The organism is Streptomyces roseoviridis (assembly GCF_039535235.1).
In the GTDB taxonomy this organism is placed as follows: domain Bacteria; phylum Actinomycetota; class Actinomycetes; order Streptomycetales; family Streptomycetaceae; genus Streptomyces; species Streptomyces roseoviridis.
In genome coordinates this window covers 1,041,213-1,056,071 of sequence record NZ_BAAAWU010000001.1, presented here as the reverse complement: position 1 = coordinate 1,056,071, position 14,859 = coordinate 1,041,213, and the positions used below count along the sequence as shown (strand labels likewise).

The following is a 14,859-nucleotide window of genomic DNA, read 5'->3' as shown; positions in this document are numbered from 1 at the left end:
CTCGTACGCTACTCGGATGCACGTACTGAGCAGCAGGATCCTGCTCCGCCCGACCGACCCCGAGCGCTCCCGCCGCTTCTACGGCGAGACCCTCGGCCTCGCGGTCTACCGCGAGTTCGGCACCGGCCCGGACCGCGGCACCGTCTACTTCCTCGGCGGCGGCTTCCTCGAACTCTCCGGCCGCGCCGACACCGCACCGCCCGAACCCGGACCCCGGCTCTGGCTCCAGGTCGCGGACGTCCACGCGGCCCGCGAGGAACTGCGCGGCACCGACGCGCGCGTGCTGCGCGAACCGGTCACCGAGCCCTGGGGCCTGATCGAGATGTGGCTCGCCGACCCGGACGGCGTACGGATCGCGGTCGTGGAGGTGCCGGAGGGGCACCCGCTGCGGTACCGGCCGTAGGGGGCGGCTCGCCGATCTGGCCGGGACCGCCGCGGCTGCGAGGCACCCCCGGTCGTGGCGGAATTCGCTGGCCGCCGCCCGACGCGGGCCCTACGGTGGCGCCATGCTGCCCTCGGTGGAGACGGACGAAGAGTGGGACGCGATCGTCCCCGACGAGACGGTCATGCGCCCCGGCGCGGAGGACCTCTGCGCGCGCCTCGGCCACGCCCGCGCGCCGCTGACCCGGTTCCCCGACGGCTCTCAGCCGGTGTACGCGGTGGGCGACGAGCACGTGCTCAAGCTGTTCCCGGGGGCCGCCGCCCGTGACGGCGTCGCCGAGGGGCGCGTCCTCGCCCACGTCGCGGGGCGGCTGCCGGTGCCCACCCCCGAGGTGCGGGCCGCCGGCGCGTACGAGAACGGCTGGCGCTACGTCCTGATGTCCCGGCTCCGCGGCGAGAACCTCGCCCGGGTGTGGCACCGCGTCCCCCCGGAGCACCGCGAACGGCTCGTCACCGAGATCGGCGAGGCGCTGGGCGCGCTGCACGCCCTGGACCCCGGGCCGCTCGGCGACGTCCTCGGGCCGGGGGACTGGGGGGCCTTCGTCGACCGGCAGCGGGCCGGGGCCGTGGCCCGGCAGCGTGACCGCGGACTTCCCGAGCCGTGGCTGGAGCAGATCCCGGACTTCCTCGCCTCCGTCCCGCTGCCCCGCGCCCCGCGACCCGCTCTGCTGCACACCGAGGTCATGCTCCAGCACTTCCTGGTGGACCCCGACGGCTGGCGGCTGACCGGCCTGTTCGACTTCGAACCGGCCATGATCGGTGACGCCGGCTACGACTTCGTGGGCGTCGGCGTCTTCGTCACCCGCGGTGACCCGGCCCTGCTGGCCCGCCTCACGCGCGCGTACGGCCGCGCGGTCGACCCGTCGACCGCGCTCGCGTACACCCTGCTCCACGTGTACAGCGACCTCGCCTGGTACCTGCGCGAGTTCGGGGTGACCGAAGAGGGCCGTCTGGACGCGCTCGCGGAGTCCTGGTTCGGGACCGAGTGACCGGAGGGACCCCCGCTGACGGTCCAAGATCATTTGAGGGCAGAATGTCCGCATGGCGACAACCGACATGCCGAGGACGGCAGTGATCGAGGACGCTCCGGCGATCAGCCACACGCTGGCCCGGGCCTTCGACGACGACCCGATGATGTGCTGGTTCTTCCCCGAGGAGGCATCGCGCGAGGCGACGCTGGGCCGCTACTTCTCCACCCTCTTCACCCGCCAGTACCTGCTGAACGGCGTGTGCGAGCGCACCGACGCCGCCGCGGCCTTCTGGGTGCCGGCCGACGCGCAGGAGAAGGCCGTCCCCGACGCCGAGACCATCCAGGAGCTCATCGGCATCCTCGGTGACCGCGCCGGCCTGTTCAAGGAGGCCGTCGAGACCGCCGCCGCGCACGCCCCGCAGGAACCCCACTGGTCCTTGGCCCTCATCGGCGCCGACCCGGTGGCCCAGGGCACCGGCCAGGGCGCCGCCCTGCTGCGCTCCGGCCTCGCGAAGGCCGACGCGGCGGGCCAGGCCACGTACCTGGAGTCCTCCAAGGCCGCCAACCTCCCCGTCTACGAGCACTTCGGCTTCACCGTGCGCGAGGAGTTCGCACTGCCGGGCGGCGGTCCGGTGCTGTGGGGCATGTGGCGCGACCCGCGCTGACGACGGGCACCCGGCGGGGCGGGCGGGGGCGGCACGCGACAATGGGGCCATGTCCCGACGCAAGGCTCGCCCCGCCCGATCCACCCGCCCCGGCCGTACGTCCGCACCGTCTCCCGCACCCGCCACCGCGGTGACCGCCGCCTCCCCCTGCCCCTGCGGGCTCACCGTCGCGTACGGCGCATGCTGCGGACGCTTCCACGCGGGGCCCGCCACCGCGCCCACCGCCGAGCTGCTCATGCGCTCGCGCTACAGCGCCTTCGTCGTCCGCGACGAGGCGTACCTGCTGCGCACCTGGGCGCCGGAGACGCGGCCCGATGAGGTGGACTTCGACCCCGCGATGCGCTGGGCCGGTCTGGAGATCGAGGAGACCGGCGACGGCACCGTCTTCCACCGGCACGGCACCGTGACCTTCCGGGCCCGCTTCACGCACGACGGGAAGCCGGGAGAGCTGCACGAGCGGAGCCGGTTCGCGCGGCACGAGGGGTCATGGGTGTACGTGGACGGGGAGTTCCTGGACTGAGGCCGGAAGGCTGGATCCCCTGTCCAGGATCCCGTCCGGCGCGGGCCGGCGGCGGCCCCTGACACCACGTACGGGATCGGATATCGCACATCGGATATCGGAGATTGGATATTGGATCCCGTTCACCGTGCCGCCGCGCCCGCCTTCACCCCTCCCGTCTGCGGCAGCCCCTGGGCCAGGTCCTCGGCGATCAGCTTCTTCGCGATGGCGTCGGTCGCCGCCCTGAGCTCCGGTCCGCTCGGCCGGCCGCTCTCGCGCTCCAGGCGGTCGCTGAGCCAGTCGGCCCAGGCCCGCGCGATGACGTCCGCCTCGCGCTTCCCGGCCGGTGTGTGGGACAGCAGATTGCCGTCGCGGGTGAGGAAACCTTCGTCGACCATCCGGTCGAAGACCGGCAGCAGCACCTCGGGCGGCACCCGGCGGCCTGCCGCGATCAGGCCGAGGCTGGCGTGGCCCACCAGGCGGGTGAACAGCTCCACCTGCATGACCGCCCACGCGCCGGCCGCATCGAGCCGGGTGTCCGAGGCGCCGACGATCCGCCGGAAGGTGACGGCGTCGGTTCTGCGGACGATCCGGCCGACCGCGAGTTCGAGCAGTTTGGCCGAGTCGCCGCTGGTCGTGGGGGAGGCGAAGCCCTCGCCCATGTCGGGCGCCGACGCGCGCACGGTGTCCCGCAGCTCCACCTGCTTGAGGAAGAGCGCCACCACCAGGCCGACGGCCGCCACCGGCACGGTCCACAGGAAGACGGTGTGCAGGGTGTCGGCGTACGCCTGCACGATCGGCGCCGCCACCTCGTCCGGCAGCCCGTGGACGCCGGCCGGGCTCTGCGCGGCCACGGCGACGGCCCCCGGGTCCACGCCGAGGTCCGCCGCGACCGCGGAGGCCCCGGCGACGCCCTCCGTCAGGTGGGGCCCGAGCGCGTTGGTGTAGATGGTGCCGAAGACGGCGGTGCCGAAGGCGCTGCCGAGGGTGCGGAAGAAGGTGACGCCGGAGGTGGCGGTGCCCAGGTCCGCGTAGTCCACGGTGTTCTGCACGGCGATGGTGAGGACCTGCATGCACAGGCCGATGCCGGTGCCGAGCACGAACATGTACAGCGACTCCAGCCAGCTGCCGGTCCCGGGCCCCATCAGGGAGAGCAGAAGGAGCCCGACGCCCATCACGAGGCACCCCGCGATGGGGAAGATCCGGTACCGGCCCGTCTTGCTGACGACGTTGCCGCTGAAGACGGACGCGATGAGCAGTCCGGCGACCAACGGGAGGGTGCGGATGCCGGACATCGTCGCCGAGTCCCCGTCGACGTACTGGAGGTAGGTCGGCAGGAAGATCATGGCGCCGAGCATCGCGAAGCCGACGACGAAGCTGAGCACCGAGCAGACGGTGAAGACCGGGTTGCGGAACAGCCGCATGGGCAGCATGGGTTCGGCCGCCCGGGTCTCCACCCGGCAGAAGAGCGCCAGCGCCACCAGACCGCCGGCGAAGAGCCCGATGATGACCCCTGAGCCCCAGGCGTACTCGTTGCCGCCCCAACTCGTCGCCAGGATCAGCGCGCTGGCGCCGGCCGCGACGAGCGCGATGCCCAGGTAGTCGACGACCGGCCGGCTCGCGGAGCGTACGGAGGGGATGGTGCGGGCGGCGGCGATGACGACCAGGACCGCGACGGGGACGTTGACGTAGAACGCCCAGCGCCAGCTCAGGTGGTCGGTGAACAGCCCGCCGAGCAGCGGCCCGATCACCGTCGAGACGCCGAACACCGCTCCGATCGCGCCCTGGTACTTGCCGCGTTCGCGCAGCGGGATCACATCGGCGATCAGCGCCATCGAGGTGACCATGAGCCCGCCGGCGCCGATGCCCTGGAGGCCGCGCCACACGATGAGCAGGGACATGTTGGTGGCGAGGCCGCACAGGAACGAGCCGGTGATGAAGACGACCGCCGAGATCTGGAAGATCACCTTGCGGCCGAACAGGTCGCCGAACTTGCCGACGAGGACGGTCGCGACCGTCTCCGCGAGCAGGTACGAGGTGACCACCCACGACATGTGGGCGGCGCCGCCGAGGTCCGCGACGATCGTCGGCAGCGCGGTGCCCACGATCGTCTGGTCGAGCGCGGCGAGGAGGACCCCGAGCATGATCGTGCCGAAGACGATGTTGCGGCGGCGGCTGTCGAGCACCGGGGGCTCGGCGGCGGGAGGCGCGGGCGCTGCTTCGCTGGTGGTGGTCACGCTGGCAGCCTCACACCGGGGCCGGTGTCCCGCATGCGGGGTACGCCCGAACCGGTGCGGACGGGGTCCGAGCCCCGAACGGCCGAGCGCCGGAGGGTCAGTAGCCGGGACGCACCGGGAGCTTCGGGTGGTGCTTGGCGAGGATCTTGTTCGCCCGCGCGAGCGCGGCGAGGGCGTGCTCGCGGTCGGCCCGGTCCTCGGCGCACAGCGGCCCGCGGAAGCGGTAGACCTCGCGCGCCGCGCAGTCGGCGTCGACCTCGGCCTGGAGCACGTGCAGCGGCAGGCAGGAACCGATGAGCGCGGCGACGCGGTCGGGGATCGGCACGGGGACGAGGGGCGAGGGCGAGGCGATCACGATCGGTCCTTGTGGGTCTGTCGGGCGGCGAGGGGGTTTCCCTCCTCCATACGTATCCATACGTACCGGATGGCGGTGCCGGTTCGACGACGGCTCCGTCACCGCCGGGCAACAGCGGTGCGCGGCCTTCGGCGAGGCGTACGGACGACGGCGGGAACGCGCCCGGCGTTCCCGCAGGTGCGGCGTGGTGCGCGGTCCCGATCGACCGTCAGTTCCCCGAACACCACGCCGAGAAGAGCCGATCACGTCGCAAACCCGATGTGGGGCATCTCACGTCGCCACCGGAGCGGAACGATCTCCGCGCGGCCGGCCGGCGGGCCGGAGCGGGGCTACGAGAGGATCGCGCCGAGGTCGTACGAGACGGGCTCCTCCAGTTGCGCGTACCCGCAGGACTCCGGCGTGCGGTCCGGCCGCCAGCGCTTGAACTGGGCCGTGTGCCGGAAGCGGTCGCCCTCCATGTGGTCGTACCCCACCTCGCAGACGCGTTCGGGGCGCAGCGCCACCCAGGACAGGTCCTTCTTGCCGGTCCAGCGGCTCTGGGCGCCCGGCAGGCGGGAGGACTCGTGCGCCGCCTCGTCCGCCCAGGCCGCCCACGGGTGCCCGTCCGGCGGATCCATGCGCAGCGGCTCCAGTTCCCCGACGAGTTCGGCGCGCCGCTTCGCGGTGAAGGCCGCGCACACGCCGACGTGCTGGAGGGCGCCCCCGTCGTCGTACAGGCCGAGGAGCAGCGAGCCGACCACCGGCCCGCTCTTGTGGAGGCGGTATCCGGCCACGACCACGTCGGCCGTGCGCTCGTGCTTGATCTTGTACATCAGCCGGGCGTCCGGCCGGTAGGGCAGGTCGAGCGGCTTGGCGATCACGCCGTCGAGGCCGGCGCCCTCGTACTGCTCGAACCAGTGCTCGGCGACGGTGACGTCGGTGGTGGCCGGGGCGAGGTGGACCGGGGGTTCGACCCCGGTGAGCGCGCTCTCCAGGACGGCCCGCCGCTCGGTGAGCGGGGTGTCGAGGAAGGACTCGTCACCGAGGGCGAGCAGGTCGAAGGCGATGAACCGGGCGGGAGTCGTCTCCGCCAGCATGCGCACCCGGGACGCGGCCGGGTGGATCCGCTCCGTGAGCCGGTCGAAGTCGAGCCGGCCGTCGTGCTCGATCACGATCTCGCCGTCGATCACGCAGCGCTCGGGCAGCCGGTCCGTGAACGCCTCGGCGAGTTCGGGGAAGTAGCGCACCAGCGGCTTGCCCGTGCGGCTGCCGATGAAGAGCTCGGAGCCGTCGCGATGGACGAGGGCGCGAAAGCCGTCCCACTTCGCCTCGTACTGCATGCCCGGCGGGATCTTCTTCACGGATTTCGCGAGCATCGGTTTCACGGGCGGCATCACCGGCAGGTCCATGGGGTGATTGTCCGGTATGCGCGAGTTGTCGGCGAGCCCTAGGCTGACCCGCATGGCAGGCAAGGCGGCAGCGGTGGAGCTCGAGGTCGGTGACCGGACCGTACGGGTCTCCAACCCGGACAAGGTGTACTTCCCGGAGACGGGCTACACCAAGCTGGACATGGTGACCTACTACCTGGCCGTCGGCGAGGGCATCACCCGCGCCCTGCGGAACCGGCCGACCACCCTGGAGCGCTACCCCGACGGCGTGACGGGCGAGTCCTTCTTCCAGAAGCGCGCGCCCAAGTACCTGCCCGACTGGATCCCGACGGCCCACATCACCTTCCCCAGCGGCCGGTCGGCCGACGAGATGTGCCCCACCGAACCGGCCGCCGTCCTGTGGGCCGCCAACCTGGGGGCCGTCACCTTCCACCCGTGGCCGGTGCGCCGCGAGGACACCGACCACCCCGACGAACTCCGCCTCGACCTCGACCCCCAGCCCGGCACCGACTACGCCGACGCCGTCCGCGCCGCCCACGAACTGCGGGCGGTCCTGGACGAGCACGGACTGCGCGGCTGGCCCAAGACCTCGGGCGGGCGCGGACTGCACGTCTTCGTGCCGATCCTGCCGAACTGGACCTTCACTCAGGTCAGGCGGGCCGCCATCGCCTGCGGCCGGGAGCTGGAGCGGCGGATGCCGGAGCGCGTGACCATCAAGTGGTGGAAGGAGGAGCGCGGGCAGCGGATCTTCCTGGACTACAACCAGACCGCCCGCGACCGCACCATCGCCTCCGCCTACTCCGTGCGCCCGCACCCGCACGCCCCCGTCTCCGCGCCCCTGCGCTGGGACGAGGTCGACGACGCGGTGCCGCGCGACTTCGACATCCGCACCATGCCGGCGCGCTACGCCGAGCACGGCGATGTGCACGCGGACATGGACGACGAACGGTTCAGTCTGGAGTCCCTGCTCGAACTGGCCCGGCGGGACGAGGCGGAGCACGGCCTCGGGGACCTGCCCTATCCGCCGGAGTACCCGAAGATGCCGGGCGAGCCGAAGCGGGTCCAGCCGAGCCGGGCGAAGAAGGAGGGGAAGGAGCCGGGGGAGAAGGGATAGGGGGCGAGCGAGGGGCGCGGGAGCGTTCCGGGACTCAAAACAACACGAACGGTCGTGCTAGCATTTTCTCGTATCGAGGACGATCGAGGAGATCCGGCATGTTTCCGAAGGCCCTGCTGGTCCGCACCGCGCTCAACGCCGCCGCCCGCGTCGCTCCCGCCCCCGCCGGGCGCGCCGTCTTCCACCTCTTCGTCCGCCCCGCCGGCCGGGCGCGGCTCAGGCCGGCCGAGGAACCCCTGATGGCCGCCGCCCGGGTCGACCGCATCCGGGTGCGCGGCAAGGAGGCCGTCGTCTACGCCTGGGGCGACGGGAGACGGCCGGTGCTGCTCGTCCACGGCTGGTCCTCACGCGCCTCGCGCCTGGCCGCCTTCGCCGAGGCCCTGGTCGAGCGCGGCTACAGCCCCGTGGCCTTCGACGCGCCCGGCCACGGCGAGGCCTCCGGCCGGGCCAGCAACATCATCGAATACCGCGCGATCATCCGGGAGCTGCACGCCCGCCACGGTGATTTCGACGCGGTCCTCGCCCATTCCTTCGGAGTCCTCGCCGCCCTCTTCGCGCTGCGCGACGGCGTGCGCGCCGGCCGCTTCGTCGGCATCTCCGGCGTCGGCTCCTTCACCCTGCTCACCGACTGGTTCCAGGGCGCCTTCGGTCTGACCGGCCGCGCCATGCGGGCGATGCGCCGCCACGTCGAGCGCCGGCTCGCGCCGGGGGAGCCGGAGATCTGGCACCGGCTGGACGCCGACTGGCGCCCCGACGACCTCGGCGCGCCCGTCCTGCTGTTCCACGACGAGACGGACGAGATGGTCCCGATGGCCCACGCCCGCCTCCTCGCCCGCGCCCACGGCGAGCGCGCCCGGCTGGTGGTCACCCGGGGCCTCGGCCACCGGCGGATCCTGAGGGACGACCAGGTCGTCGCGGAAGCCGTGGAGTTCATGACGGGCCAGGGTGCCGGGCGGGGCGGGGCCCGGCCGGCGGACCGGGCCGCCGGGCGCACGGAGCGGTCCGGGCGGGCCGGCGAGGCGAGCGCCGTGCCCGGCGTCGCCGCCCGCTGACTCACCCCGCCGGGGCGCCGATCTCCTCGCGCGCCCCGGCGGTCGCCTCCGCCCGCAGCAGCCGGGCGATGCCCCGCTCGGCCCGCGCGTAGGCGGAGGTGTCTCCGAGCAGGACGGACTGGGCGTTGGCCGACTCCATGAGGGCGATGATCTCGAAGGCGAGCTGCGGAGCGTCCACGTCCGCCACGAAGCCGCCGGCCAGCCGGGCCTCCTCGATCGTCCGCTCCACATAGGCCAGCCAGTCCCGGCGGGCCTGCGCCACGGCGTCGTGGACCGGGCCGGTGCGGGCGTCGAACTCCGCCGAGACGGCGTAGAAGAAGCAACCGCCCTCGAAGGTCCGCCCCGACGAGTACGCGAGCCAGTTGCGGCACAGCGCCCACACCCGGCCCGGACCGGGCGGCAGGTCGGTCAGTGGCGTGACGACCTCGGCCACGAACACGGAGGTGGCCGCCCGCACGGTGGCGAGCTGGAGCTCCTCCTTGGAGCCGAACAGGGCGAAGACCCCGCTCTTGCTGAGGCCCAGCTCGGTGGCGATCCGGCCGAGCGACAGCCCTTCCAGACCCTCGACGGAGGCGATGTGCATGGTGCGGCCCAGGACGAGTCGCCGGGTCTGGTTGCCGCGCTCGACGCGCCCGTCCGTTCTGGTGCTGCCGCTCATGCCGCCATCGTACTGTCCGCACGACCGTGCGGACAGTCGCCGCTCCCGGAGCAGCGGAGTCCGCGGCTCGGCCGCAACAGACGCGTCGTCCCCCGGCGCGCCGCGTTGAGCAGACGTTGATGACGCGTTTAGGCCACGCGGCCAGTCTGGTTCCATGCAGACCGACACGATGCCCTCCGCCCCGCAGGCCCTCCTGACCCCCGACCTGTCCTGGCAGCAGGACGCGCTGTGCGCGCAGGCCGGGCCCGAGTTCTTCTTCCCGGCACCCGGCTCCTCGACCCGTGAGGCCAAGCAGCTGTGCGGGGCGTGCGAAGGGCGCGTCGCGTGCCTGGAGTACGCGCTGAAGCACGACGAGCGCTTCGGGGTGTGGGGCGGTCTCTCGGAGAAGGAGCGGATCAAGCTGAAGCGGCGCCGGGGCTGAACACGCCCGCCCGCGGACTCCTCCGGCCGTCAGCCGGCCGCCCGGGCCTCCATCCGCGCCTTGCGGGCCGCGAGCCGCTCGTCGAACTTGCGGGCCTCGCCGTCCAGCCCGTTCAGATACAGTCCCAGCTCTTCCTGTGCCTTCAGGCCCTCCGGGCCGAGGCCCTCGATCTGCAGGACCTTCAGGAAGCGCAGCACCGGCTGGATCACGTCGTCGTGGTGGATGCGCAGGTTGTAGATCTCGCCGATCGCCATCTGGGCCGCCGCGCGCTCGAAGCCCGGCATGCCGTGACCGGGCATGCGGAAGTTGACGACGACGTCCCGCACGGCCTGCATCGTCAGGTCCGGCGCCAGCTCGAAGGCCGCGCCCAGCAGGTTGCGGTAGAACACCATGTGCAGGTTCTCGTCGAGCGCGATGCGGGCGAGCATGCGGTCACAGACGGGGTCGCCGGACTGGTGGCCGGTGTTGCGGTGCGAGATGCGGGTCGCGAGCTCCTGGAAGGCCACGTACGCGACCGAGTGCAGCATCGAGTGCCGGTTGTCGGACTCGAAGCCCTCGCTCATGTGGGCCATGCGGAAGCGCTCCAGCTCGTCCGGGTCCACCGCCCGTGAGGCCAGCAGGTAGTCGCGCATGACGATGCCGTGCCGGCCCTCCTCCGCGGTCCAGCGGTGCACCCACGTGCCCCAGGCGCCGTCGCGGCCGAAGAGGGTGGCGATCTCGTGGTGGTAGCTCGGCAGGTTGTCCTCGGTGAGCAGGTTCACCACGAGCGCGATGCGGCCGACATCGGTGACCTTGGACTGCGAGCGCTCCCATGCCTCGCCGTCCTCGAAGAAGCCGGGGAAGTTCCGCGCGTCCGACCACGGCACGTACTCGTGCGGCATCCAGTCCTTGGTGACCTTCAGATGCCGGTTGAGCTCCTTCTCGACCACTTCCTCCAGGGCGTACAGCAGCCGTGCGTCGGTCCACTCCGCCGAACTGCCGAGATGGGAAGGGGTGAGCGTCACGAAAACTCCAGGGGGACGGGGGAAGGGCATACGGAACTACCTACGGATTCGTAGGTTACGAGACCGTAGGTTAAGGCGTCGTAAGGGGCTGGCCAAGCCCGTCTCGGCGATGTCCGGTTACGTTCCGTTATGCCCCCAGCTCCCGCGCGGTAGGGGGAGACCCAGGTCACGCGGACGGGGCACCCCCTGCACCCTGTCCCGCGTGACCCGGCGCCACCCACGGCAGACGCCCCCGGCCCCACGGCAGACGCCCCCCGGCGTCACCCGACCGTCACTCCACCGGCACCGCCCCCGCTCCCGGCGCCCCCGCGCCGAGACCCGCCCGCACGGCCTCGGCCGTCGTCGGCCGCAACGCCCCGTCGAGCAGCAGCCAGCGCGTGATCCCCAGCGACTCCAGGAACGGCACGTCGTGGCTCGCCACGATCAGCGCGCCCTCGTACGCCTCCAGCGCCGCCGTCAGGCTCCGCACCGACGCCGTGTCCAGGTTGTTGGTCGGCTCGTCGAGCATCAGCAGCCGCGGGGCCGGCTCGGCCAGCAGGAGCGCCGCCAGCGTCGCGCGGAACCTCTCACCGCCCGACAGCGTGCCCGCCGGACGGTCCGCCCGGGCCCCCCGGAACAGGAAGCGGGCGAGCCGCGCCCGGATCTGGTTGGGCGTCGCCGCCGGAGCGAACCGGGCCACGTTCTCCACCACGCTCAGCCCGTCGTCCAGGACGTCGAGCCGCTGCGGCAGGAAGCGCAGCGGGACGTGCGTCACCGCCTCGCCCGCGACCGGGGCGAGTTCACCCGCGATCGTCCGCAGCAGGGTCGTCTTGCCCGCGCCGTTGCGGCCGAGGAGCGCGACCCGCTCGGGCCCGCGCAGCTCGAAGCCACCGCTCACCCGGCCCCCGTACGGCAACTCCAGATCGCGCAGCAGCAGCACGTCCTGGCCCGCGTGGACCGCGGTGCGGGGCAGCTCGATGCGGATCTCGTCATCGTCCCGCACCGCCTCCACCGCCGCGTCGAGGCGCGAACGCGCCTCCGCGAGCCGCTCGGTGTGCAGCACGCGGTGCTTGGCCGAGGACACCTCGGCGGCCGCCCTGCGGCTGTTGGCGACGATCTTCGGCACGACCTTGTTGTCGTAGCTCTTCTGCCCGTACCGCCTGCGACGCGCCAACTTCATCTGCGCGTCGGCCAGATCGCGCTTCTGCCGCTGGACGTCGGCCTCGGCGACCCGCACCATCCGCTCGGCCGCCTCCTGTTCGGTCGCCAGCGCCGCCTGGTAGTCGGACCAGTTGCCGCCGTACCAGGCGACCTCGCCGTCCCGCAGATCGGCGATCTGGTCGACGCGCTCCAGGAGTTCACGGTCGTGACTGACCACGACCAGCACGCCCGACCAGGCGTCCACCGCCTCGTAGAGCCGCCGCCGCGCGTACAGGTCGAGATTGTTCGTCGGCTCGTCGAGCAGCAGCACGCCGGGCCGGGCGAGCAGCAGGGCCGCGAGCCGCAGCAGCACCGACTCTCCGCCCGAGACCTCGCCGATCGTGCGGTCGAGCCCGATGTGACCGAGCCCGAGCTGGTCGAGCACGGCCCGGGCGCGCTCCTCCACGTCCCAGTCGTCGCCGACGGCCGCGAAGTGCTCCTCGGCGGTGTCGCCCGCCTCGATGGCGTGCAGCGCGGCCCGGGTCCGGTCGATGCCGAGCACCTGGTCGACCCGCAGAGCCGTGCGCAGCACCAGGTTCTGCGGCAGGTGGCCGACCTCCCCGGCGACACGGACCGTGCCCGCCGACGGGGTCAGCTCACCGGCGATCAGCTTGAGCAGGGTGGACTTCCCGGATCCGTTGAGGCCGACGAGGCCGGTCCTGCCGGGGCCGACGGCCAGCCGGAAGTCGTCGAGGACTTTCGTCCCGTCCGGCCAGGAGAAGGAGAGGGACGTGCAGGTGATGAAGGTGGGGCGAGTCGCCATGGAGGCCTCCCGGTTGCGCGACGTGGGCAAGGGCATCGCGTGAGACACCGGGGCGCGGGCGGAGACCGGAAGGGCCGACGACGGCCGGAGGGGCCGGGAACGGACCGGAACGGAAGCAGCGCTCGTACGCCGAGGTCGACGACGGCACACGCGGCGGGGCGGCACGCGCGGCACGGTGTCTCGAACCTCAGCGAAGCAACGGCCTTCTCCGATCGGGTGACAACAGGGCCAGGACGAAACGCTACGACCGGGAGACGGGGGGCCGCAATCGAATTAGGGATGCTCCTCCAGGAGCTGCGCCAGGTTCGCGTCCCAGTCCAGGTACTGGTGCTCGCGCCCGCGCGGCACCAGGTGCTGCGAGCGCTCCAGGAAGGTGCGCAGCTCCTCCGTGCGGACGTGCACCACGGCCACGCCCTCGGGGGCGTGGAACTCCACCACCGTGCGGTCGTAGCCGTACGGGCGCAGCCGGACGTCCCCGACGCCGGCCGGGCCGTCCACGCCCTCGACGAGCAGCTCGCGGGCGAACGCCCACGACACCTCCACGCCTTCCAGGGTGGCGGGCGGCGGGAAGGCCATGCTGACGGCGTACGGGTCCTCGCGGTCGTACCGCAGCGTGGCCGCCACGGACTCCGCCCGCGGCGCGGACGCGACCAGCCGGGCCTGCACGGCCTGCTCGATGACGGTGGACATGGGCCAGCCTCCTGTCGCGCGGCTACGTTCTCCTGCCATCCCCCTGACACCACGGAAGACGAGCGGAGGAGCCCCGACGTGCACTGAAGGGGTACGTGAGCTGCGTCACCGCCCCTCGCCGCCGCGCGGGGCGGGGCGCGGTCGCGGGGGCGGGTCGCGGGCGGCGCCGGCGGGCGGGAACCCCGTAACGGACAGGCACCCTGGACGGGATCTTCACGGTGGGCTAGCTTCCGGCGCCATGACGCCCATGGGGAAGACGAGACGAATGACGGTCCTGGGACTCACGACGGGACTGGCCGGAGCGACGCTCGCGATGGCGCTGACCGCCCCGGCCCCCGCCGTGGCAGCTCCCGCCACCGGGCCGGCCCCCGCGCCCGCCCCGGCTGCCCCCGCCCCCGCCCCGCCGGCCCCGGCGCGGACCGCGGCCGAGCCGGCGCCCGCCGCGGCCGGCTGGCAGCTCACCCCGACCGGGACGGACGCCCGCTTCCGGGGCCTGGCCGCCGTGAGCCGGCAGGTCGCCTGGGCCGCCGGTTCCCGCGGCACGGTGCTGCGCACCACGGACGGCGGCACCAGCTGGCGAAACGTCTCTCCGCCGGCGGCCGGCGAGCTGGAGTTCCGCGACGTCGAGGCGTTCGACGCCCGCAGGGCCGTGGTCCTCGCCATCGGTGAGGGCGAGGCCTCCCGCGTCTACCGCACCGAGGACGGCGGAGCCACCTGGACGGAGTCCTTCCGCAACACCGACCCGCGCGCCTTCTACGACTGCATGACCTTCTTCGACCACCGGCACGGGCTCGCGATGAGCGACCCCGTCGACGGCAGGTACCGCATCCTGTCCACCCGTGACGGCGGCCGCTCCTGGCAGGTGCTGCCCAGCGACGGCATGCCGGACGCGCTGCCCGGCGAGGCCGGGTTCGCGGCGAGCGGCCAGTGCCTGGTGTCGTCCGGGCCCAGGGACGTGTGGCTCGCGACCGGCGGCGGGGCGACCGGCCGGGTGCTGCACTCCGCTGACCGGGGTCTGACCTGGCGCGCCACGGAGACGACGATCCCGGCGGGGGAGGGGGCCAAGGGCGTCTTCGGGCTCGCCTTCCGCGACCGCCGGCACGGCATCGCCGTCGGCGGCGACTACCGCAAGGACCAGCCCTCGCCACGGGCCGCCGCCGTCACCGACGACGCCGGCCGCGCCTGGGCGCCGTCCGCCACCCCGCCGCCCGCCTACCGCTCCGGCGTCGCCTGGCTCCCGCACTCCCGGTCCGCCGCCCTCGCCGTCGGCCCCACCGGCACGGACCTCACCACCGACGGCGGTCGCACCTGGCGGACCGTCGACACCGGCTCGTACGACACGGTCGACTGCACCCGCGACGGCGCCTGCTGGGCCTCGGGCGAGAAGGGCCGCATCGCGAGGGCGGACTCCGGCCCCCTGGGGCTCGCCCCTTAAGACGTCGTT

The 14,859-nt window shown here is 73.1% G+C and carries 15 protein-coding genes; 8 read left to right on the top strand and 7 right to left on the bottom strand.

The features are described 5' to 3' along the window. The first annotated feature begins 16 nt into the window (after positions 1-16). The 4 genes from ABD954_RS04595 to ABD954_RS04580 all read left to right on the top strand — a co-directional run bounded on the left by ABD954_RS04595 (position 17) and on the right by ABD954_RS04580 (position 2,596). Entirely contained in the window at positions 17-403 is a 387-nt protein-coding gene (locus ABD954_RS04595) for a VOC family protein (protein WP_345484456.1), read from the top strand. 103 nt (positions 404-506) lie between these two features. Beyond that, the gene (locus ABD954_RS04590) at positions 507-1,430 is read left to right on the top strand and encodes a phosphotransferase family protein (protein ID WP_345484455.1); all 924 of its coding nucleotides are present in this window, start codon (positions 507-509) and stop codon (positions 1,428-1,430) included. Between the two features lie 52 nt (positions 1,431-1,482). Beyond that, positions 1,483-2,076, top strand: a complete 594-nt coding sequence (locus ABD954_RS04585; RefSeq protein ID WP_345484454.1) for a GNAT family N-acetyltransferase — start codon at positions 1,483-1,485, stop codon at positions 2,074-2,076. Between the two features lie 49 nt (positions 2,077-2,125). Further along, complete coding sequence (locus ABD954_RS04580) at positions 2,126-2,596, top strand: YchJ family protein (protein WP_345484453.1); 471 nt, start codon at positions 2,126-2,128, stop codon at positions 2,594-2,596. Between the two features lie 122 nt (positions 2,597-2,718). Here ABD954_RS04580 and ABD954_RS04575 read toward each other — a convergent pair whose 3' ends face one another. The 3 genes from ABD954_RS04575 to ABD954_RS04565 form a co-directional block, all read right to left on the bottom strand. Further along, positions 2,719-4,812 (bottom strand): MDR family MFS transporter, encoded by a 2,094-nt coding sequence (locus ABD954_RS04575; RefSeq protein WP_345484452.1) that lies wholly within the window; start codon positions 4,810-4,812, stop codon positions 2,719-2,721. 97 nt (positions 4,813-4,909) lie between these two features. Then, a complete protein-coding gene (locus tag ABD954_RS04570; protein ID WP_425584028.1) occupies positions 4,910-5,167 on the bottom strand; it encodes a hypothetical protein in 258 nt (85 codons plus the stop codon). 329 nt (positions 5,168-5,496) lie between these two features. Then, a complete protein-coding gene (locus ABD954_RS04565; protein ID WP_345484451.1) occupies positions 5,497-6,555 on the bottom strand; it encodes an ATP-dependent DNA ligase in 1,059 nt (352 codons plus the stop codon). A 52-nt stretch (positions 6,556-6,607) separates the two neighbouring features. Between ABD954_RS04565 and ligD the strand changes: the two genes are divergently transcribed. Both ligD and ABD954_RS04555 read left to right on the top strand, forming a co-directional pair. Further along, complete coding sequence (gene ligD, locus ABD954_RS04560) at positions 6,608-7,648, top strand: non-homologous end-joining DNA ligase (protein ID WP_345484450.1); 1,041 nt, start codon at positions 6,608-6,610, stop codon at positions 7,646-7,648. Between the two features lie 98 nt (positions 7,649-7,746). Then, positions 7,747-8,700, top strand: coding sequence for an alpha/beta hydrolase (locus ABD954_RS04555; protein ID WP_345484449.1), 954 nt, complete (start codon positions 7,747-7,749; stop codon positions 8,698-8,700). 1 nt (position 8,701) lies between these two features. Here ABD954_RS04555 and ABD954_RS04550 read toward each other — a convergent pair whose 3' ends face one another. Next, positions 8,702-9,358, bottom strand: a complete 657-nt coding sequence (locus ABD954_RS04550) for a TetR/AcrR family transcriptional regulator (RefSeq protein WP_345484448.1) — start codon at positions 9,356-9,358, stop codon at positions 8,702-8,704. Between the two features lie 154 nt (positions 9,359-9,512). Between ABD954_RS04550 and ABD954_RS04545 the strand changes: the two genes are divergently transcribed. Next, positions 9,513-9,779, top strand: a complete 267-nt coding sequence (locus tag ABD954_RS04545) for a WhiB family transcriptional regulator (protein WP_345484447.1) — start codon at positions 9,513-9,515, stop codon at positions 9,777-9,779. Positions 9,780-9,808: 29 nt separating this feature from the next. Here the strand turns inward: ABD954_RS04545 and ABD954_RS04540 are convergent, their stop codons facing one another. The 3 genes from ABD954_RS04540 to ssgD all read right to left on the bottom strand — a co-directional run bounded on the left by ABD954_RS04540 (position 9,809) and on the right by ssgD (position 13,415). Continuing rightward, positions 9,809-10,783, bottom strand: a complete 975-nt coding sequence (locus ABD954_RS04540; RefSeq protein ID WP_345484446.1) for an acyl-ACP desaturase — start codon at positions 10,781-10,783, stop codon at positions 9,809-9,811. 271 nt (positions 10,784-11,054) lie between these two features. Beyond that, positions 11,055-12,725 carry an ABC-F family ATP-binding cassette domain-containing protein gene (locus ABD954_RS04535; protein ID WP_345484445.1) on the bottom strand — a complete coding sequence of 557 codons (1,671 nt, stop codon included), beginning with the start codon at positions 12,723-12,725 and terminating at the stop codon, positions 11,055-11,057. Between the two features lie 273 nt (positions 12,726-12,998). Further along, positions 12,999-13,415, bottom strand: coding sequence for a spore wall synthesis regulator SsgD (gene ssgD, locus ABD954_RS04530; protein WP_345484444.1), 417 nt, complete (start codon positions 13,413-13,415; stop codon positions 12,999-13,001). 265 nt (positions 13,416-13,680) lie between these two features. Here ssgD and ABD954_RS04525 point away from each other — a divergent pair, with 265 nt between their 5' ends. Then, a complete protein-coding gene (locus ABD954_RS04525; RefSeq protein WP_345484442.1) occupies positions 13,681-14,850 on the top strand; it encodes a WD40/YVTN/BNR-like repeat-containing protein in 1,170 nt (389 codons plus the stop codon). Positions 14,851-14,859: the final 9 nt, after the last annotated feature.